We start from the raw sequence: 18,810 nt of genomic DNA on the forward strand, positions 1-18,810 counted from the left end.
GATTACTCCTGGATCCAGGCTTCCTGGAGCAGCGGCGCGGTGCCGCCGTCGAAGGTCACGCTCACTCCGGGGCCGACGGCGTGCACCTGCACCTCGTCCCACAGCGGGACGAGCAGGTTGGTGCCGAGCACGAGGCGCTCCTGGATGTCGGCGAGCACCGCGTCGCGGGCGGCCGGGTCGGTCGAGGCCCGCTCGGTGGCGAACAGGGCGTTCAGCTCGTCGTCCGAGACGTAGGTGTTGGTGTTGCCGGCGGCGCTGAACAGCGGGCCGAGGCCGCCGAGGTAGAACTGGCGCGAGCCGATGGCGGGGTAGGACGGGTCGCCCAGGGCGGTCGCGAGGATCGCGCTGTCGCCCGCGTTGTTGGTGAGCTCGACGCCGAGCTTGCGCCACTCCGACTCGATGAACTCGAAGGCGGGCTTGATCACGACGCTGCGGGGGCTGGCGGCCACCGAGAGGGCGAGGCGCTGCCCGTCCTTCTCGCGGATGCCGTCGGAGCCGACCGCCCAGCCGGCCTCGTCGAGCAGGCGCTCGGCCTCGTCGGCGTCGTAGGCGAGGTCGTCGCCGAGGTCGACGAAACCGGGGGCGGAGCGGTTGAGCACCGATCCCGAGAGCGGGTAGCTGTCGCTGAGCACGGTCGCCTTGAGGGCCTCGCGGTCGAAGCCGATCTGCAGCGCGCGGCGCACGTCCTGGTCCGAGACGACGGGCGCGTTCCCGCGGAAGGCGGCCCAGTTGGCGGTCAGCTCCGGCGCCTGCGCGACGGCGAGCTCGATGCCGGAGGCGGTGGCCGCGGCCTCGTCGGTCGGCTGTATGCCGCGGGCGATGTCGGCCTGTCCGGAGGAGACGGCTCCGACCCGCAGACCCACCTCGGGGATCGCGCGGAACACGACCTCGTCGAGGTGCGCGGCGCCCTGGTTGGTCGAGATCGACGACGGCCAGGCGTAGTCCTCGCGCTTGGCGAAGCGGATCTCCTGGTCGGGCACCTGCGACTCGAAGACGAACGGGCCGGAGGCGACGATCTTCGAGATGTCGGCCTGGCCCGCGTAGTCGAGCGCCAGCGTCGAGGTCGAGACGAGGCTCGCGGTCGAGGCGGCGGTGGCCTTGAGGAAGTCGGCGTTGGGCTCCGAGAGGCGCACCACGACGGTGTCCTCGCCGGTCACCTCGGAGCTCGCGTAGCCGATGAAGTCGCGGTTCTTGACGATCTTCTTCGCCTCGTCGCCCAGTCCGAGCTGATCGAGGTTCGCCTTGACGGCGGCGGCGTCCAGAGGGGTGCCGTCCGAGAAGGTGACTCCGGGGCGGATCGTGAAGGTGAACTCGGTGTTGTCGCCGTTGATGCTCCAGTCGGAGGCGATCCACGGCACGACCTCGCCCGACTCCGGGTCGAAGGCGGTCAAGCGGTCCGCGATGTTCCGGAACACGTTCGACTGCGTGTAGTTGAAGCCCTTCTGCACCTGGAAGTCGGTCTGCAGCTCGATGTCGGCGAAGACGAGCGAGCCTCCCTCGACGGGGGTGCCGGACGCGGTGCCGGGCTCGGTCGCGGCCTGGGCGGTGCAGCCCGCGAGCAGACCGGCCACGAGGACGGCGCCGACGGCCACGGCGAGGCGCGAGCGGGACGGGGACGAGAACATGCGGGCTCCTGAACGACGGGGCGGGACGGCTCCGGCCAACCTAGGAGTTCGCTCAGCCACCCGCCATCCGTCGTGTAACACGGCGCCACGGAGCGCATCGGTCAGTCGTGCGGAGGGTCCCGCGGGAGGTCGGCGCCCGCGGTGACGGCCACCGCCGCGACCAGCACCGCGGCGTTCGCCCAGAACACGCCGGCCGAGCCCAGCGAGCCCGCCGTCGTGCCGATGGCGACGGGCAGGGCGATCTGCGCGAGTCGGTTCGCGGTCATCCGCAGGCCCAGCGCGGCGCCGTGCACCGACTCCGGAGTGAGGCGCACCACCCACGCCATCGTCAGCGGCTGGGGGACCCCGAGCGCGAGGCCGAGACCGATCATCACCACGATCGCTCCGCCCGCGTCGACCAGTGGCAGCGCGACCAGCGCGGCGACTCCGCTCGTGATCGACACGATCAGCAGCGTCTTGCGGCCCAGGGCCGAGACGAGCCGACCGAGTCCGATCCGGCTGAGCACCGAGACGACCGCTCGGACGGCGAGTAGCAGTCCGACGGCGACCGCCGGGACGCCCTGCTCGGTGGCCCACAGCGGCATGTACGTGTAGAGCAGGTCGACCGTCACGAGCACGGCCGCGCTGACCGAGAGCGAGCGGAGGAGCCCGGGGGTGCGCGCGACGTCGCGCATCAGGAGCGGGCCGGCCGACGACTCCGCCGCGGGGGGCGTGCTCCTGTCGACGCGCTGGAGCCGCCGGCTCCCGACCAGGCCCGCGAGCACCAGGACGCCGCAGGCCGCGGCGCCGAGCAGCGCGTTCGGAGCAGCGCCGGCGCCGGCACCGAGGGCCGCGACGAGCGTCACGATCGGAGGGCCGAGGAGCTGCCCGACCGAGGCGGCGGTGGTGAGGGTGGCGAAGCCGCTGTCGCTCGAGCCTCCGCGCGCGCGGTGAGCCACGAACGTCTGCTGGCCGATCATCACGAAGAGGTTGCCGAGTCCGATGACCGCCGCAGCCACCAGGAGGCCCGGCACGCCGGCCGGCAGCGCCAGGAGGCCCAGGCCGAGGACGAAGACCGCGATCCCGAGGAGCGAGACCCGCGCGCCGCCGACCCTGTCCGAGAGCCGGCCGGTGGGCAGCGCGCCGATCAGCGCGGGGACGGCGGTCGACGCGGCGACGAGACCGAGCACGAGCGCGTCCGCGCCGAGCTCGACGGCCCGGTACCCGATCATCAGCCGGATGCCGACCCAGCCCGACTGCACGAGAGCGGCCTGCACCCGGAGGGCCGGCCGCCAGCCCTCGCTCACCGGCGGCCGGTCACGGACGCAGCGGGATCTCGTCGGCTCCGCCCACCAGGCGCGTGAGGTCGTCGATGTCGCTGCGGACGGCTCCGTAGCGGGTCGGATCGAGGTGGAAGACGGCCAGCTGCAGCGCGTAGGCGATGACGATCGGCACGACGAGCGTGTTGTACTCCGAGTCGAACCCGCGCGGCGACGCGAGCAGGTGGTCGGGAGCGGGGCGGAAGTGGTAGCCGGGCGTGTCCGTGACCAGGATCGCCGCGCCTCCTCGGCGCTGCGCCTCGCTGACCAGGGTCGGCAGCGAGGTCGGGGCCTCGCGCAGGGCGAGGGCGACGAGGACGCTGGTGGCGTCGAAGCTCACGAAGTGCTCAGCGAGGTCCTTGCCGCCGTAGCCGAGGGTGACCACGACGAGGCCGAGCCGGCGCAGGCGGCCGGCGAGCAGATCGAGCGCCGCGCGCTCGTCGGCGCTGGAGTAGAGGTAGACGGTCCGCGCGGCGTGGATCGCCCCGGCGGCGGAGTCGAGCGACTCCTGCGGGATGTACCGGGCCAGGCGCTCGAGCGAGGCGGCCTCGTCGGTCGCGAACGCGAGCAGGTCGTGCCCGGTCGACGCCCGCATGACCGGCACGGACTCGACGTGCGAGCCCTCGTCGCGCTGCAGGTCGGCCCGCAGATCCGGGTAGCCGCGGTAGCCCAGCTTCTGGGCGAGGCGGACCACCGTCGACTCGTGCGTCTGCGATCGGCTGGCGATCTCGGCCGCCGTGATCTCGGACGCGTTCGTCGCCGAGAGCAGGACGTTCATCACCCGCCGCTCGGACGGACTGATCTGCCGCGTGTTGCTCGCGACGACCGATTTGAAGCTCACGCGCACTCCCCTTCGAGTCGATGAGGACCTTACCGGTCCCGCCTTGACAGTCTGACAGCTGCATGCAATTCTGTGCAATGTCGCAAGTCGGGCGCTGCAGCCCTGCATCCGCGACTCGAGGAACCCGCAGAGAGGCGGAGGACGACGATGTCCACGATCGAACCCAGAAGCACCGCGTCCGGCGGATCCCGGTCGCTCGACCCCCGCACCGTCACGGAGTGGGCGCTCGCCGGAGCCTCCGCGCTCGGCGGTGCCGCGCTGGTCGTCTCCGGTTCCGGCTACGGCCTCACCGCCCCGACCGGCGTCGGCGCGGGCATGATGCCCCTCGTCGCGGGCCTCTTCGTCGGCGTCGCCGGCCTGTTCTGGTCGCTGCGGCTGCTCCGCGCGCACCGGGCCCACGCCGCTCTCCCGATCGCGGAGGTGTCGGACTCGACGCTCGGGGTGTTCCTCCAGGGCGAGGACGACGAGCTCGACGACGCGCACTTCCCCGACCGGAGGGGATGGACGCGGGTGGGAGTCGTCGTCGGCTCCGTCGCGGTCGCAGCGCTCCTGCTGCCGGTGCTCGGCTACTCCGTCACCATGGTCGCCCTGCTGACCGCCGTGCTCGTGCTCGTCGGCGGCCGCAAGCTCTGGATCGCGGCCCTCGTGGCCGTGGCGACGACCGGCGCCTCGCGCCTCGTCTTCGAGGTCTGGCTGAACACGGCCCTGCCGCACTCGACCCTCGTCCCCCTCGCCTGGCTGGGGCTGTGACCATGGGATTCGGCGAGCTCTGGGGCGGCCTCCTCACCGTCCTCACCCCCGATCACCTGCTCTTCGCGCTGATCGGCTGCATCATCGGGATGCTCGTGGGCGTCCTGCCCGGCTTCGGCCCGGCCGCGGCGGTCTCGCTGCTCATCCCGGTCACGTTCGGGCTCGACGCCACGACCGCGATCATCATGCTCGCGGCGATCCTCTACGGGGCGGCGTACGGCGGCACGACCACGGCGGTGCTGCTGCGGATCCCCGGGGAGGCGTCCTCGATCGCCACCACCCTCGACGGGTACCAGATGGCGAAGCAGGGCCGGGGCGGTCCCGCCCTGGTCACCGCAGCGATCGCCTCGTTCGTCGGCGGCCTGATCGGAGTCGTCGGGTTCGTCCTCGTCGCCCCCTTCAGCAGGCTCGCGCTCGAGTTCGGGGCTCCCGAGCTGTTCCTGGTCTCGGTGCTCGGCATGGCGCTCGTCGCGAGCTTCGCCGGGAAGGACCCGGTCAAGGCGCTGCTGAGCGTGGGGCTGGGGCTCGCGATCGCCAGCGTCGGGATCGACCAGGGCCAGGGCGTGCAGCGCTTCACCTTCGACCTCCCCGAGCTCTTCGACGGCCTGGGCCTGGTGGCCGTGGTCATGGGCGTCTTCGGGATGAGCGAGATCCTCGCCCAGGCCCGCGGCGGCTCCTCCGGATCGCGCCGGCCCATGAAGGTCGGGCGCCTGCTGCCGACGCGCAGCGACCTGCGCCGCTCCTTCCTCCCGTACCTCCGCGGCTCCGTCATCGGCTTCGCCATGGGCCTGCTGCCCGGATCGCCGGGCGCCGCGACGTCGCTCGCCTCCTACGCCCTCGAGAAGAAGGTGTCGAAGCGGCCCGAGGAGTTCGGCCGCGGAGCCGTCGAGGGCGTCGCCGGACCGGAGGCGGCGAACAACGCACTCGCGGTCTCGTCGATGATCCCGCTGTTCACCCTCGGGATCCCGACCAGCGCGACCGTCGCGATCATGGCCGGCGCCTTCACGATCAACGGGCTCATCCCGGGCCCGCTGCTGTTCCGCGACAACCCCGAGGTGGCCTGGGCGATCATCGCCAGCCTCATCGTCGGCAACGTGATCCTGCTGATCCTCAACGTCCCGCTCGCCCGGGTCTGGGTCGCGGTGCTGAAGGTGCCGTTCCACTACCTGATGGCCGTGATCATCGCGTTCATGTTCCTCGGCACCTACAGCATCAACGGATCGACGTTCGACATCCTCGTGATGCTCGGCGCCGGGGTGGTCGGCTACCTCTTCTCGCTCTTCGCGGTGCCGCTCACGCCGCTGGTGCTCGCGATCATCCTCGGCCCGCTGCTGGAGGAGAACTTCCAGCGCTCGCTCGCCCTCTCGCGCGGCGACTACTCGGTGTTCGTCAGCGGTCCGCTGAGCATCGGGCTCGTCACCGTCATCGCGCTGGCCGTGCTCTTCGGAGCCGTCCGGCCCGCCCTCTCCGCCGCCCTCGCGCGGCGCGCCTCCCGCACGATCCCCTCCGACCAGACGAAGGAGTCTGTCTCATGACCCGAACCCCCCACCGCACCGCAGCGGCCCTGATCGCCCTCGCCGCCGGCTCCGCCCTGCTCGCCGGCTGCACCTCCTCGGCCGCCGCTCCGGGCGGCGCCTCGGACGCGACCTTCCCCGAGTCCGGGCAGACGATCGAGTGGATCGTCCCGTCCGCGGCGGGCGCCGGCAACGACATCCTCGCCCGCATCCTGGCGCCGGTGCTGTCGGAGGAGCTCGACGCGAACGTGAAGGTCGTGAACAAGGAGGGCGGCAGCCAGGTCATCGGCCTGAACTACCTCGCCTCGGCCGCGAAGGACGGCGGCACGATCGGCTTCACGAACATCCCGTCGATCTTCGGACGGTACCTCGACCCCAGCAAGCAGGCCGGCTTCGACCGCGAGAGCTTCGCTCCGATCGGATCGTTCGCGCTGAACGACGTGGTCATCGGAGTGAACGCCTCGAGCCCGTACACGTCGCTCGAGGAGCTGTTCGACGCCGTCGAGGCGGCGCCGGGCGAGATCACTGTGGGCACCGACTCCCGCGCGGGGGACGATCACGTCAACCTGCGCACGATCGAGAAGGAGCTCGGGCTCGACTTCAACATCGTCCACTACAACAGCGGGGCCGACAAGATCGCCGCCCTGGTCTCGGGCGAGGTCGACTTCGCCCTGGGAGGCGTCTCGAGCTTCATCGGACAGTACAAGTCAGGCGAGATCTCGATCCTCGCGGTCGTCAACGACCAGCAGAGCCCGTTCCTGCCGGACGTGCCGACCATCGCCGACGCCGGGTTCGAGCTCGAGCCGATGACGAACAACTTCGCCATCTCGGCCCCGGCCGGCACCCCCGAGGAGACGATCGCAGCCCTCGAGGGCGCGCTCGAGGCGGCCACGCAGGACCCCGAGGTCGCCGAGAAGCTCGAGGCCGCCGGCACCGTGCCCACCTGGGAGGACGCGGCCGAGGTCGCCGCCCTCTGGGAGGAGCGCGAGAAGACCGCGAAGCCCGTCATCGAAGAACTCATCGCCGAATAGCTCCGCCCACCGGAAGGACACCCCTCATGTCACGGATCCCCCTCATCACCGATGAGCTGATCGACCGGGCGCGACTGCTGCCGACCGCCAACATCGGCGACGCGCAGGAGCGGTTCGGCATCGCCTCCGGCCTGCACCCCGTCTGGGCGGGCGCGCGCCTGGCCGGTCGGGCGTTCACCGTCTGGACCCGCCCGGGCGACAACCTCCTGATCCACCGGGCGCTCGACGCCGCGCAGCCCGGCGACGTGATCGTCGTGAACGGCGGCGGCGACGTCACCCGGGCGCTGATCGGCGACCTGATCGGGCTGCGCGCCGACACGCTCGGCATCGCGGGCTTCGTCATCGACGGAGCGGTGCGCGACGCCGGCACGCTGGGCGACGTCGGGATGCCGGTGTTCGCGCGGGCGGTCAGCCCGGCGGGGCCGTACAAGCACGGACCGGGGCGCCTCGACGAGCCGGTCGCGATCTCGGGGGTGGTCGTCGCTCCTGGGGACCTGGTCGTCGGCGACGCGGACGGGGTCGTGGTGGTGAAGGCATCGGAGGCGGAGTCGGTCGTCGCGGCCGCGGAGGCGATCGAGCGGGGCGAGGCCGAGAAGCGCCGCTCGATCCTCAGCGGGGCGCCGCGCGCACTGGCCTGAGGGTGGCCGTTTCGGCCCCCCTCGTGTCGTCGTGAGAGCGCTGCTCCGCCCCCTGCTTGCTGATCGAGTAGCCCGCGCAGCGGGCGTATCGAGATCCACGGTGTCTCGGCGTGGGTGGGTCTCGATACGCCCTGCGGGCTACTCGACCAGCGGCATGGGAGCGCGGCCCGTGCGACTACCGGATGCCGCTCCGCGCGAAGCCCTGGACGAAGTAGCGCTGGAAGGCCAGGAACAGCACCACCATCGGCAGCACCGAGACCAGGGCCAGTGCCATGCTCGCGCTGTAGTCCGGCGTCGACTGCCCCTTGAGGTACAGCAGTCCGATCGGCAGCGTGAACAGGTCGTTGTCCTTCAGTGCGATCAGCGGCCAGGCGAAGTCGTTCCACGATCCGAGCAGCGTCAGCAGCACGAGCACCGCGATCAGCGGGTGGCTGAGCGGCAGCACCACCTGGAGGAACACGCGCAGCTGACCGGCTCCGTCGATCCTCGCGGCCTCGAGCAGCTCCTCCGGGATCGAGAGGAAGAACTGCCGGGCGAGGAAGATGCCGAACGCCGCGGCGGCCCCGGGCAGGATCACCGACCAGTAGGTGCCGTAGATCTCGAGCCCGGCGACCAGCCGGAACTGGGCGACCATGATCGCCTGCACCGGGATCATCATCGTCGCGAGCGCCAGGAGGAACAGGGCGTTGCGCCCCGGGAAGCGCAGTCGCGCGAACGCCCAGCCCGCGGTGAGGTTCACCGCGACGGTGAGCGCCGTCACGAAGGCGCCGATGACGACGGAGTTGACGAACCAGTCGCCGACCGGGAAGCGCTCGAACACGGTGGCGAAGTTCTCGAGGCTGAGGGTGCTCGGCCAGAACCGGGGCGGGCCGGGCGCGAAGACCTCGCCGCGGGGCGAGAACGCGATGACGAGCATCCAGTAGAGCGGGAAGAAGACGATCGCCGAGGCGATCACGGCGACGACGATGCGCAGGGCGACGCCGGCGCGGGAGCCGTCCCGACCGCTGCGACGACGGCGGGTCCCGGAGGCAGCGCGGGTCGCATCGACGGCCGGTGCGATCTGGGTGAGGGTCGAGGAGGTCATCGGGGGTCCTATTCGACGAGGTCGCGGGTGCGGCTGGTGCGCCACTGGACGTAGGTGAAGAGGAGCGTGATGAGCAGGATCACGACGCCCAGCGCCGCTCCGTAGCCCTGCTCGCGCACCTGGAAGCCGTTGCGGTAGGCGTAGGTTCCGAGCACCGAGGTCGCGAAGCCCGGTCCGCCGCCGGTCATCACGAAGACGATGTCGAAGACCTGGAACGAGGCGATCACGTTCATGATCAGCAGGAAGAACGTCGACGGGCCGACCAGCGGCACCGTCAGCGCGCGGAACTGCTGCCAGCGCGTCGCTCCGTCGATCCGCGCCGCCTCGTAGAGCTCGGACGAGACGCTCTGCAGGCCGGCGATGTAGATCACCATGTTGAAGCCGATCCGCAGCCAGATCGCGGTGATCATCACCGAGATCATCGCGGGCGCGCCCTCGGACTGCCAGGAGACGGGCGAGGCGCCGAGCGAGGTCAGCACCTTGTTCACGATGCCGGAGGACTCGCTGAAGATCGTGACCGCGATCATGCCGGAGGCGACTCCGGAGATGACCAGCGGCAGCACGATGATCGTGCGGTAGACGCCGCGCGCGGGCAGCACCGAGTTGAGCAGCACGGCCAGGCCCAGCCCGCCGATCAGCTCGATCGGCACGGTCACGGCGGTGAACAGCAGCGTGTTGGCGAGGCTCTGCCAGAAGACCGGATCCGCGCCCATCCGCAGGTAGTTCGCGAACCCGACCCACTCCGGCGTGCCGAAGCCGCGCGAGTCCTGGAACGACAGCTGGATCGCCCACAGGATCGGCACGAAGAGGAACAGCGCCATCAGCAGCATGTTCGGCGCCACGAAGCCGTAGCCCGTGAGCGCCTCCCTGGTGCGGGCGGCCGACCGCCGCCGGGCGGGCGCGGGTGCGCCTTCCCGGCGGCGGAGTGCGGCGGACGTCATCAGCTGGTCGCCTGCCCGATGGCGTCGGAGAGGTCCGTCAGCGTCTCCTCGGTGCTGCGGCCGTTCACGAACGCCTGCTCGAGCTGGTCCTGCATCGCGACCGAGATCTGCGCGAGGAACGGCGAGGTGAGCTGCTGCACGTCGCGCGGCGTGATCGTCGAGGCCTGCTCGACGAAGACGGGCATGACGTCCGGGCGCACCGCGAACTCGATCGAGGCGGGGTCGATGTCGGAGCGGGTGGGCAGCTCGTTCGTCGCCGCGCAGAACTCGGCCATGGTCGAGGCCTCGGTCATGAAGGTCAGGAACTCGGCGGCCAGCTCGGGGTTCGCGGTGTCGGCGGTGGCGACGAGGGCGTTGCCGCCGAGGTCGGTGGCTCCGCGCTGGTCGACGGGCATCGGAGTCGCGACCCACTCGAAGTCGGCGAGGTCGTCGATGTCGGGCACGAGGAACGAGCCGGCGAACGCCATCGCGGCGGTCTCCTCGGTGAAGAAGGAGTCGGCGTAGGTGGCCGACTTGACCGAGCTGGTCGGGGGCACCCAGTCGTTCTCGAAGAAGCTCTTCGTGAAGTCGAGCGCCTTCGCGCCCTCGGGGGAGTCGATGGCGGGCGTGGTGCCGTCCTCTTCGAGCAGGGCGCCGTCGGCCTCGAACAGCCAGCTCAGCCAGCGCGGGGTGCCGCCGAGCTGCCAGTTGTAGACGAAGGGGTACTGCTCGGCGGGGAGGGAGGCGCGCAGCGTCGTGGCGACGTCGGCGAACTCCTCCCAGGTCCAGGCCTCGTCGAGCGTGGTCGGCACGTCGGTGATGCCCGCGGCGGCGAGCAGCTCGGTGTTGACGAGCAGCGCCGAGACGTCGGTCTGGTGCGGAACGCCGTAGGGCACGCCCTCATAGGAGACGGCCTCCCAGAAGGCGGGTGTGAACGCGTCGATCTGCTCCTGGGTGAAGTACTCGCTCACGTCGAGCAGCTGCTCCTGGCTCGAGTAGACGCCGAGGTTGCCGTAGTCGACGCGGAACACGTCGGGCGCCTCGCCCGAACTGAGCTGCGCGTCGATGTTGCTGAACATCTGGTCGTAGGGGACGACGTTGAGCTGCACATCGACGCCCTCGTTCGCCGCCTCGAAGTCGGTGATCAGCGACTCGAAGGCCGCCTGCTCGGACTCGCTGGCCCAGGTGGTGAAGGTGAGGGAGTCGGCGTCGGATCCGCCGCCGCCCCCTCCTCCGAAGCCGCTGCAGCCGGTGAGGGCGGCGGTGACGGCCAGGACGGTGGCGGTGGGGAGGAGTCGTCGTGTCTTCATGGTGTCCTCTGCTGTGGTGTGCGGTGCGGTGTCTGCGGTGTGCGGGTGCGTGCGGGTGTGCGGTGTCGGTCTGCGGGTCAGGGGTCGAGGCGGTCGAGCGCGGTCTCGACGAGCGAGACGAGGCCGTGGGGGCCGAGCTGGCCCTGGAGCGACTCGAGCGACTCGCCGGGGTCCTCGGAGTCGAGCGCCGCGTGAGCCGTGGCGGCCGCGTCCTCGATCGCGCGCACGCAGCCGAAGCGGGCGATGCGCGAGTCGTCGATCGCGGTCGCTCCGTAGCCCGAGCGGAACGCCCGGCGCTGCTCGTCGCTGATCGGCTGCGAGAAGATCACGCCGAGCTCGATCAGCAGCAGGTCGACCTCGCGCGGGGCGACGGTCGCCTCGTCGAAGTCGATCAGCCAGGGGCGGCCGTCGACGCCGATCACGACGTTGCCCGGATGCGGATCGCCGTGCAGGGGCACGCGCGCGGTCGGCGTGCGCTCGCGCTTGAGGCGCCGCTCCGCCCGGGCGAGCGCCTCGAGGCGCGGTCGGTGATCGCGCCAGAACCGGGCGACGGCGTGGTCCTGCACGGCGTGCATCCGCTCGTCGAGATCGGCCAGGCGGGCGAGCGGAGGGGCGTCCGCTCGGCGGATCCCGCGGCGGACGGGAGCGCCGGCGGGCGGCTCCGAGTCGTGCACGGCGCGCAGCACGACGCCGAGCCCCTCCCACGAGAGGGCGTCGGGGCCGGAGTCGACCGCGTCCTCGCCGAGGATCCACGGGGCGACCGAGACGAGCACGCCGTCGTCCTCCGTCCACGGGCGGCCGTCGTCGGCGCGCAGCGGAGCGATCACACCCGGCACTCCTGCGTCGGCGAGCGAGGCGGCCAGCGACAGCCCGAAGCGGCCGTCGCGGCGGCTCGCCTTGACGCTCCACAGGGCTCCGGAGTCGTCGGTCGCGCACCAGACACGGGCCCGGTCGTCGAGTCCGCCGGTCACCGGTTCGAGCCGCGCGATCGGCACGCCGAACCGCTGTCGGACCCGGTCGTCCACCGCGGCGTCGAGAATGCTCATCCGTGTCATCGTGACGCCCGAACGGGGCGGAAACACGGACTTGCGGATCGGGCGCGGAGGTGCGCGGGGTGCGTCGGTGCTCGGGGGGTCAGTCCGGAGCGACCGCCGCCAGCCACTGGCGCACGAGGGGCGCGACGAGCGCGGGGTCCTCGTCGGCGTCGAGCGCGCGGACCGCGCGGTCGGGCGCCCGCCACTGCACGCGGGTGTCGTCGAGGACCGGCGCGACCTCGTCGGCGCGCGCCGCGACTCCGCGGTGCAGCACGACCTCGACCCGGTCGCCCGGCCGCAGGCGCAGCGTGACCAGGTGCTCGCCGATCGCGTAGCTCGGCGCGTTCCACTTCACCGACTCGACGAGCCGCGGATCCGCGGACAGCACCGCCTCGCGCACCCGCGTGATCTGCTCGTGGCGCGGGTGCCCCATCGCGGCGACGTGAGCGGAGGCGGCGGCGTCGAGTCGGGACATGGAGCCACCATGGCACGGGACCGGGCGCCGCGGGTGTTCGCAACCGAGGTCAGGATCCGGGGAAGGGCACGGGGAGGGCCGCCGCGGCCCTCCGGACCTCGGTTGCGCACTGCGTCGAGCCGCGACTCGGAACGCGGACGCCCCACTCGGCCGCGGACGTGCGCAAGGCTGGAGCAATGCAGTTCAGAGTCTTCACCGAACCCCAGGAGGGCGCGAGCTACGAGGATCTCCTCGCCGTCGCCCAGGCGTCCGAGGCCCTCGGCTTCGACGGCTTCTTCCGCTCCGACCACTACCTCCGCATGGGCGAGGGCGATCCCGGCCCCGGTCCCTCCGACGCGTGGACCTCGCTCGCCGGCCTCGCCCGCGAGACCGAGCGGATCGCGCTCGGCACGCTCGTCTCCTCCGTCACCTACCGCCCGCCGGGGATCCTCGCGATCCAGGTCGCGCAGGTGGACGCGATGTCGGGCGGCCGCGTCGAGCTCGGGCTCGGCACGGGCTGGTTCGAGAAGGAGCACGCCGCGTACGGCATCCCGTTCCCGCCCCGCCGCTTCGACCTGCTCGAGGAGCAGCTCGAGATCGTCACCGGCCTCTGGTCGACCCCGGTCGGCGAGCGCTACTCCTTCGCGGGCGAGCACTACACGCTCACCGATTCGCCGGCGCTGCCGAAGCCCGCGCGGCTGCCGGTCCCCGTGATCGTGGGCGGAGGGGGCCCCAAGCGCACCCCGCGGCTCGCGGCCCGGTTCGCGAGCGAGTTCAACCTGCCCTTCCCCGAGGTCGACTCGATCCGCGGCTCCTTCGACCGCGTCGACGAGGCGTGCCGTGCGATCGGGCGCGAGCCGTCGTCGCTGGTGCACTCGGTCGCACTGATCGCCGTCGCGGGAGCGTCCGAGGCGGAGTTCGCGCGCCGGGCCGCGGCCGTCGGGCGCGAGCCGGCCGAGCTGCGCGAGCACGGCATCGCCGGCGGCGTGCAGGAGGCGGTCGACCGCCTGGAGTCGCTGCGCGCGTCGGGCGTCGAGCGGGTCTACCTGCAGATGATGGACCTGCACGACCTCGAGCACCTCGACCTGTTCGCCCGCGAGATCCTGCCGCGCCTGTCCGCCTGACGCCGCCCGCGCTCCTCCAGAAGTTGCGGGGACTGCTCGCGCTTCCCGCAACTTCTGGAGAGTGGACGGCCCGGTTCGCCCCACTCCGCAGAAGTCGTCGTACTCGAGCCCGACTACGACGGCTTCCGCGGACTCGAGTACTGCGCCCTCAGCGCGGCCAGCGCGGTACCGGAGTCGGAGTCGCGCGGCTGCCCCCCCCGCCCAGCGCTTCTCCAAAAGTTGCGGTAATCGCTCGCGCTTCCCGCAACTTCTGGAGAGTGGGCGGCCCGGCGGGCCCGACTCCGCGGAAGTCGTCGTACTCGAGCCCCAGTACGACGACTCCTGGAGAGTCGCCGCGCGCCGCTCCCTCCGCCCGCCCGCGACCTAGGCTGGACGGGTGCCTGAGACCATCGAGCGCCCCGATGAGCGGCTGCGCACCCGCTCCGCCGCGGACGTCCCGTGGATCGTGCTCGTCTGGGACGACCCCGTGAACCTCATGTCGTACGTCTCGTACGTCTTCCGCAGCTACTTCGGCTTCGGCCGGGCCGAGGCCGAGCGCCTCATGCTGCAGGTCCACACCGAGGGTCGCGCGGTCGTCGCCCAGGGCAATCGCGAGGAGATGGAGCGGCACGTGGAGGCGATGCACGGCTTCGGCCTGTGGGCGACGCTGCAGAAGGCCGACGCATGAGCACCGCGGTCCTCACCGCCGCGCCCCGCCGCACCCCCGTCCGCCCCTCGAGAGCCCCCCGCTGATGCGTGCCTTCCGCCGCGACTCCTCCGGCGCCGCCGTCGCCCGCTTCGACCGGGAGGAGGCGGGGATCCTCCGCCACCTCGCCGGCGAGATGCTCGAGCTGCTCGATCGCAGCGTCGACGACGACCTCGCCCGCACCGATCCTGCACTCGCGCGCCTGCTCCCCGACGCCTACCGCGACGACGCCGAGGCCGCCGCCGAGTTCCGGCGATTCACCGCCCCCGATCTCGCCGGACGCAAGATGGACGACGCACGGTCGGTGACCGCCGCGCTGGACGCGGGGGACGACTCCGGGCACGGACGCGTCTTCGCGGGCCTCGGCGAGATCTCGGTGCGCCTCGAGGAGCCGCAGGCGCTCTCGTGGATGCGCGCGCTCACCGACATGCGCCTCGCGCTCGCCGCCCGCCTCGGCATCCTCGACTCCGACGACGGACTCGAGCCGGAGGACGAGAACGCGGCCGCGATCCGCAGCGTCTACGACTGGCTCGGCGCCGTCCAGGACGGCCTGGTCCGCGCCGTCGACGTCTAGCCGTTCTAGCGAATCCACAGGTGTGGACAACCCTGTGGAGAACTGTGGACAACCGTGGGGAGAACTCCTCCACAGGGCCACCGGACCGCGGGAACACAGCGCAAGGGGATGTGGGGGCCTGTGGAAACGCGTAGCGTCCCGCCTGTGAACACTCCGAGTGGTACCCAGGCCAAGCAGGCGGCCGACGACGCGCAGGACTCGACGGCGGTGCGCACCCTCGCCCGGTTCGGCTACGCCGCGAACGGTCTCGTGCACATCCTCATCGGCGTCATCGCCCTCCAGGTCGCGCGGGGCGGCGGAGGATCGGCCGACCAGTCCGGCGCGCTCGGCGCCCTCTCCTCCACTCCCGGCGGCACCGTGGTGCTCTGGGTGTGCACGGTCGGCCTCTTCGGCCTCGCACTGTGGGGGATCCTCGAGGCGTTCCTCGTCGTCAAGGGCGACACCGAGCTGAAGAAGTGGGGCAGCAGGCTGAAGGAGGCGGCGAAGGCCGTCGTCTACGCCGCACTCGGCGTGACCGCGCTGCGCTTCGCGATGGGCGACGGCTCGAGCTCGTCCCAGTCGTCCAAGAGCGCCAGCGCTCAGCTGCTGTCGGCTCCGGGCGGAGTCGTCCTGCTGGTGCTCGTGGGCGTGATCGTCCTCGCGATCGGCGGCGTCTTCGTCTACCGGGGCGTCAGCAAGAAGTTCCTCGAGAACGTCGCGGAGCCCGGTGGCACCGCTGGCACCGTCGTCACCTGGCTCGGCATCGTCGGCTACACCGCCAAGGGCATCGTGCTCGGCGCGCTCGGCGTGCTGCTGATCGTCGCCGCGGTGAAGCACGATCCGGAGCAGGCAGGCGGCCTCGACGAGGCGCTGAAGTCGCTGACGGAGCTGCCGTTCGGCGTGTTCCTGCTCGGCTTCGTCGCGGTCGGCCTCATCGCGTACGGCGTCTTCTGCTTCGCCCGCGCGCGCTGGCCGCGTCTCTGACCCGCGCCCTCCTGCCCCGGAGCGATCGCTCCTACTCCGCAGCGCCCGCGGGCGCAACTGCTCCCGCCGTCGTCGCCGCGGTGACACGCTGAGCCTGTGAGTGCGGGGACCGACGACGAGGTCGCGAGCGAGGTCTACTCGGTCGGGATCGCCGCCGCACGCCTGCTCCGCTCCGCCGCCACCGGCGACCGTGCCGCGTTCGCCGCGCTCTTCGACCGTTTCGGCACCCTCTTCTCGGCGTCCGTCGCGGCCGTCCACTCCGACGCCGCGACCCGTGACCGCCTCTGCACCGAGGCGTTCGCCGAGGTCTGGCGCCGCTGCCCCGAGGGCGCGCGCTCCGAGACGCCCGTGCTCTGGCTGCTCGAGGTGCTCTGCGAGACCCTCGGCACCTCGCGGGCGCTCGCCCGGCGTCCGATGGGCACCGGCCTCCTCGCCCTGCCGTGCCCCGATCGGGAGCTGCTGCTCCTGGCGGTCGCCGGTCGCTACACGCAGCCCGAGATCGCGGCGCTCACCGGAGTGGGGGAGCCGGAGCTGCGGCGGATCCTGCGCGACGCGCTCACCTCGCTCCGGATCGGCGCGGGCGACGGCCGGCTGACCGCGTGAACCCCTTAGACCTTCGGGAATACCCCGCAGCGCGGTAAAGTTGAGTCAGTCGAACTCAACTTTTGATCTTCACGGAGGACACCACAGATGCAGGCCGGTCGTACGCCCCAGCAGGACGAGCAGCAGTCCGCTCTCGAGCAGTACGGCGTCGACCTCACCGCGATCGCAGCGAGCGGCAAGCTCGATCCGGTGATCGGTCGCGACGCCGAGATCCGCCGCGTCAGCCAGGTGCTGACCCGGCGCACCAAGAACAACCCCGTGCTCATCGGCGAGCCCGGCGTCGGCAAGACGGCGGTCGTCGAGGGCCTCGCCCAGCGGATCGTCGCGGGCGACGTCGCCGACAGCCTCAAGGGCAAGCGGCTCGTCAGCCTCGACCTGTCCGCCCTCATCGCCGGCGCGAAGTACCGCGGCGAGTTCGAGGAGCGGCTGAAGGCGGTGCTGAAGGAGATCAACGACTCCGAGGGCCGCATCATCACGTTCATCGACGAGCTGCACACGCTCATGGGCGCCGGTGGCGGCGACGGCTCGGTCGCGGCCGCCAACATGCTCAAGCCCATGCTCGCCCGCGGTGAGCTGCGGATGATCGGCGCCACCACGCTCGACGAGTACCGCGAGTACATCGAGAAGGACGCCGCTCTCGAGCGCCGGTTCCAGCAGGTGTTCGTCGGCGAGCCGTCGGTCGAGGACACCGTCGCGATCCTCCGCGGCCTGAAGGAGCGCTACGAGGCGCACCACAAGGTCGCGATCGCCGACTCCGCCCTGGTCGCCGCCGCCTCGCTGTCGAACCGCTACATCACCGCGCGCCAGCTGCCCGACAAGGCCATCGACCTGATCGATGAGGCCGCGTCGCGGCTACGGATGGAGATCGACTCCGCTCCCGTCGAGATCGACGAGCTCCGCCGTTCCGTCGACCGGCTGAAGCTCGAGGAGCTGGCGCTGAAGAAGGAGAAGGACGAGGCCTCCAAGGCCCGCCTCGAGAAGCTGCGCGAGGACCTCGCGCGCCGGGGCGCCCAGCTCGACGAGCTGCAGCAGCGCTGGGAGCGCGAGCGCGCCTCCCTCAACCGCGTCGGCGATCTGAAGAACAAGCTCGACGCCCTGCGGATCGAGGCCGAGCGCGCCCAGCGCGAGGGCCGCCTCGAGCGCGCCTCTCGCCTCCTCTACGGCGACATCCCCGTGATCGAGCGCGATCTCGCGGCCGCCGAGAAGGAGGAGGAGCCCGCCGAGGGCCGCATGGTCAACGAGCAGGTCACCGCCGACGACATCGCCGCTGTGATCGCGGCGTGGACGGGCATCCCCGTCGGCCGGCTGATGCAGGGCGAGACCGAGAAGCTGCTCCACCTCGAGCGCGAGCTGCACCGGCGCCTGATCGGACAGGAGCAGGCCGTCTCGGCCGTCGCGGACGCGGTCCGCCGCACGCGCGCCGGCATCTCGGACCCCGACCGTCCGACGGGCTCGTTCCTGTTCCTCGGACCGACCGGCGTCGGCAAGACCGAGCTGGCGAAGGCTCTCGCCGACCACCTGTTCGACGACGAGAAGGCTCTGGTGCGCATCGACATGTCCGAGTACGGCGAGAAGTTCGCCGTCTCGCGACTGGTCGGGGCCCCTCCCGGCTACATCGGCTACGAGCAGGGCGGCCAGCTGACGGAGGCCGTGCGTCGGCGCCCCTACTCGGTGGTGCTGCTCGACGAGATCGAGAAGGCGCACCCCGAGGTGTTCGACGTGCTGCTGCAGGTGCTCGACGACGGCCGCCTGACCGACGGTCAGGGCCGCACGGTCGACTTCCGCAACACGATCCTGATCCTGACCTCGAACCTCGGCTCGCAGTTCCTCGTCGACCCGACGCTCTCGAACGAGCAGAAGGACGAGGCGGTGCAGCAGATGGTGCGCCAGGCCTTCAAGCCCGAGTTCGTGAACCGCCTCGACGACATCGTGATCTTCCGGACGCTCGACGAGACCGAGCTGGGCGAGATCGTGTCGCTGTACGTCGATCGGCTGTCGCGTCGCCTGACGGAGCGACGGCTCGATCTGGCCGTGACGCCCCGCGCCCGCGGATGGCTCGCCGAGCGAGGCTACGACCCGCTGTACGGCGCGCGGCCGCTGCGCCGCCTGATGCAGCACGAGATCGACGACCAGCTGGCGACCTCGCTGCTCGACGGGTCGATCCGCGACGGCGACGTGGTGCTGGTCGACGTGTCGGACGACGGCGACGGTCTCGTGGTCAGCGCCGGACTGCCGACGGCGGCGTAGGGCGGCTCCACTCCTCAGAAGTCGTCGTACTCGAGCTCGAGTACGACGACTTCTGCGGACTCGAGCGCGCGGCTGCCGGCGGAGGCTCCTCCACAGAGGGGAGGGGCCGCGAAGT

At 71.6% G+C, this 18,810-nt stretch carries 18 protein-coding genes; 10 read left to right on the forward strand and 8 right to left on the reverse strand.

Features of this window, described 5'->3' with window-relative positions; translation table 11 throughout:
• Positions 1 to 2: 2 nt before the first annotated feature.
• From ASF48_RS16510 to ASF48_RS16520, 3 genes are all read right to left on the reverse strand, one after another.
• Positions 3 to 1,625 (reverse strand): ABC transporter substrate-binding protein, encoded by a 1,623-nt coding sequence (locus ASF48_RS16510; RefSeq protein WP_082481643.1) that lies wholly within the window; start codon positions 1,623 to 1,625, stop codon positions 3 to 5.
• Positions 1,626 to 1,726: 101 nt separating this feature from the next.
• A complete protein-coding gene (locus ASF48_RS16515) occupies positions 1,727 to 2,911 on the reverse strand; it encodes an MFS transporter (protein WP_055794096.1) in 1,185 nt (394 codons plus the stop codon).
• Between the two features lie 10 nt (positions 2,912 to 2,921).
• Positions 2,922 to 3,764 (reverse strand): MurR/RpiR family transcriptional regulator, encoded by an 843-nt coding sequence (locus tag ASF48_RS16520; RefSeq protein WP_146168360.1) that lies wholly within the window; start codon positions 3,762 to 3,764, stop codon positions 2,922 to 2,924.
• A 147-nt stretch (positions 3,765 to 3,911) separates the two neighbouring features.
• On the opposite strand from ASF48_RS16520, the gene ASF48_RS16525 reads away from it, so the two are divergent.
• The 4 genes from ASF48_RS16525 to ASF48_RS16540 are packed head-to-tail and all read left to right on the forward strand — an operon-like array spanning position 3,912 to position 7,697.
• Positions 3,912 to 4,514, forward strand: coding sequence for a tripartite tricarboxylate transporter TctB family protein (locus ASF48_RS16525; RefSeq protein WP_055794099.1), 603 nt, complete (start codon positions 3,912 to 3,914; stop codon positions 4,512 to 4,514).
• A 2-nt stretch (positions 4,515 to 4,516) separates the two neighbouring features.
• Positions 4,517 to 6,049 (forward strand): tripartite tricarboxylate transporter permease, encoded by a 1,533-nt coding sequence (locus tag ASF48_RS16530; protein WP_055794102.1) that lies wholly within the window; start codon positions 4,517 to 4,519, stop codon positions 6,047 to 6,049.
• Entirely contained in the window at positions 6,046 to 7,059 is a 1,014-nt protein-coding gene (locus ASF48_RS16535) for a Bug family tripartite tricarboxylate transporter substrate binding protein (RefSeq protein WP_055794104.1), read from the forward strand. The genes ASF48_RS16530 and ASF48_RS16535 overlap by 4 nt, the downstream gene beginning before the upstream one ends.
• A gap of 26 nt (positions 7,060 to 7,085) precedes the next feature.
• Positions 7,086 to 7,697 carry a methyltransferase gene (locus ASF48_RS16540; RefSeq protein WP_055794106.1) on the forward strand — a complete coding sequence of 204 codons (612 nt, stop codon included), beginning with the start codon at positions 7,086 to 7,088 and terminating at the stop codon, positions 7,695 to 7,697.
• A 175-nt stretch (positions 7,698 to 7,872) separates the two neighbouring features.
• Here the strand turns inward: ASF48_RS16540 and ASF48_RS16545 are convergent, their stop codons facing one another.
• The 5 genes from ASF48_RS16545 to ASF48_RS16565 all read right to left on the reverse strand — a co-directional run bounded on the left by ASF48_RS16545 (position 7,873) and on the right by ASF48_RS16565 (position 12,520).
• Positions 7,873 to 8,781 carry a carbohydrate ABC transporter permease gene (locus ASF48_RS16545; RefSeq protein WP_082481647.1) on the reverse strand — a complete coding sequence of 303 codons (909 nt, stop codon included), beginning with the start codon at positions 8,779 to 8,781 and terminating at the stop codon, positions 7,873 to 7,875.
• 8 nt (positions 8,782 to 8,789) lie between these two features.
• Positions 8,790 to 9,722, reverse strand: a complete 933-nt coding sequence (locus tag ASF48_RS16550; RefSeq protein WP_082481649.1) for a carbohydrate ABC transporter permease — start codon at positions 9,720 to 9,722, stop codon at positions 8,790 to 8,792.
• Positions 9,722 to 11,011 (reverse strand): ABC transporter substrate-binding protein, encoded by a 1,290-nt coding sequence (locus tag ASF48_RS16555; RefSeq protein ID WP_055794108.1) that lies wholly within the window; start codon positions 11,009 to 11,011, stop codon positions 9,722 to 9,724. Before ASF48_RS16555 ends, ASF48_RS16550 begins: the two co-directional genes overlap by 1 nt.
• Positions 11,012 to 11,088: 77 nt before the next feature.
• The gene (locus tag ASF48_RS16560) at positions 11,089 to 12,057 is read right to left on the reverse strand and encodes an aminoglycoside phosphotransferase family protein (protein ID WP_055794109.1); all 969 of its coding nucleotides are present in this window, start codon (positions 12,055 to 12,057) and stop codon (positions 11,089 to 11,091) included.
• Positions 12,058 to 12,145: 88 nt separating this feature from the next.
• Positions 12,146 to 12,520: a DUF1801 domain-containing protein gene (locus ASF48_RS16565; protein ID WP_055794111.1), complete on the reverse strand. Its 375-nt coding sequence runs from the start codon at positions 12,518 to 12,520 to the stop codon at positions 12,146 to 12,148.
• A gap of 176 nt (positions 12,521 to 12,696) precedes the next feature.
• Between ASF48_RS16565 and ASF48_RS16570 the strand changes: the two genes are divergently transcribed.
• From ASF48_RS16570 to ASF48_RS16595, 6 genes are all read left to right on the forward strand, one after another.
• Positions 12,697 to 13,623: an LLM class F420-dependent oxidoreductase gene (locus ASF48_RS16570; RefSeq protein ID WP_055794112.1), complete on the forward strand. Its 927-nt coding sequence runs from the start codon at positions 12,697 to 12,699 to the stop codon at positions 13,621 to 13,623.
• A 376-nt stretch (positions 13,624 to 13,999) separates the two neighbouring features.
• Positions 14,000 to 14,290 (forward strand): ATP-dependent Clp protease adapter ClpS, encoded by a 291-nt coding sequence (gene clpS, locus ASF48_RS16575; RefSeq protein WP_055794114.1) that lies wholly within the window; start codon positions 14,000 to 14,002, stop codon positions 14,288 to 14,290.
• A 64-nt stretch (positions 14,291 to 14,354) separates the two neighbouring features.
• Positions 14,355 to 14,882: a DUF2017 domain-containing protein gene (locus ASF48_RS16580; RefSeq protein ID WP_055794116.1), complete on the forward strand. Its 528-nt coding sequence runs from the start codon at positions 14,355 to 14,357 to the stop codon at positions 14,880 to 14,882.
• A gap of 144 nt (positions 14,883 to 15,026) precedes the next feature.
• Positions 15,027 to 15,845: a DUF1206 domain-containing protein gene (locus tag ASF48_RS16585; protein ID WP_055794118.1), complete on the forward strand. Its 819-nt coding sequence runs from the start codon at positions 15,027 to 15,029 to the stop codon at positions 15,843 to 15,845.
• A 96-nt stretch (positions 15,846 to 15,941) separates the two neighbouring features.
• A complete protein-coding gene (locus ASF48_RS16590) occupies positions 15,942 to 16,448 on the forward strand; it encodes an RNA polymerase sigma factor (protein ID WP_055794119.1) in 507 nt (168 codons plus the stop codon).
• Between the two features lie 87 nt (positions 16,449 to 16,535).
• Positions 16,536 to 18,695, forward strand: a complete 2,160-nt coding sequence (locus ASF48_RS16595; RefSeq protein WP_082481656.1) for an ATP-dependent Clp protease ATP-binding subunit — start codon at positions 16,536 to 16,538, stop codon at positions 18,693 to 18,695.
• Positions 18,696 to 18,810 lie beyond the last annotated feature (115 nt).

It is taken from the genome of Rathayibacter sp. Leaf299, assembly GCF_001423055.1.
Taxonomy (GTDB): domain Bacteria; phylum Actinomycetota; class Actinomycetes; order Actinomycetales; family Microbacteriaceae; genus Rathayibacter; species Rathayibacter caricis.

What these genes read in the sequence shown, in the direction of transcription:
- ASF48_RS16555 (WP_055794108.1), bottom strand. Translation starts at nt 11,011, where the DNA reads ATGAAGACACGACGACTCCTCCCCACCGCCACCGTCCTGGCCGTCACC.
- ASF48_RS16565 (WP_055794111.1), bottom strand. Translation starts at nt 12,520, where the DNA reads ATGTCCCGACTCGACGCCGCCGCCTCCGCTCACGTCGCCGCGATGGGG.
- ASF48_RS16545 (WP_082481647.1), bottom strand. Translation starts at nt 8,781, where the DNA reads ATGACCTCCTCGACCCTCACCCAGATCGCACCGGCCGTCGATGCGACC.
- ASF48_RS16570 (WP_055794112.1), top strand. Translation starts at nt 12,697, where the DNA reads ATGCAGTTCAGAGTCTTCACCGAACCCCAGGAGGGCGCGAGCTACGAG.
- ASF48_RS16595 (WP_082481656.1), top strand. Translation starts at nt 16,536, where the DNA reads ATGCAGGCCGGTCGTACGCCCCAGCAGGACGAGCAGCAGTCCGCTCTC.
- ASF48_RS16560 (WP_055794109.1), bottom strand. Translation starts at nt 12,057, where the DNA reads ATGAGCATTCTCGACGCCGCGGTGGACGACCGGGTCCGACAGCGGTTC.
- ASF48_RS16540 (WP_055794106.1), top strand. Translation starts at nt 7,086, where the DNA reads ATGTCACGGATCCCCCTCATCACCGATGAGCTGATCGACCGGGCGCGA.
- ASF48_RS16580 (WP_055794116.1), top strand. Translation starts at nt 14,355, where the DNA reads ATGCGTGCCTTCCGCCGCGACTCCTCCGGCGCCGCCGTCGCCCGCTTC.
- ASF48_RS16530 (WP_055794102.1), top strand. Translation starts at nt 4,517, where the DNA reads ATGGGATTCGGCGAGCTCTGGGGCGGCCTCCTCACCGTCCTCACCCCC.
- ASF48_RS16510 (WP_082481643.1), bottom strand. Translation starts at nt 1,625, where the DNA reads ATGTTCTCGTCCCCGTCCCGCTCGCGCCTCGCCGTGGCCGTCGGCGCC.
- ASF48_RS16535 (WP_055794104.1), top strand. Translation starts at nt 6,046, where the DNA reads ATGACCCGAACCCCCCACCGCACCGCAGCGGCCCTGATCGCCCTCGCC.
- ASF48_RS16525 (WP_055794099.1), top strand. Translation starts at nt 3,912, where the DNA reads ATGTCCACGATCGAACCCAGAAGCACCGCGTCCGGCGGATCCCGGTCG.
- ASF48_RS16550 (WP_082481649.1), bottom strand. Translation starts at nt 9,722, where the DNA reads ATGACGTCCGCCGCACTCCGCCGCCGGGAAGGCGCACCCGCGCCCGCC.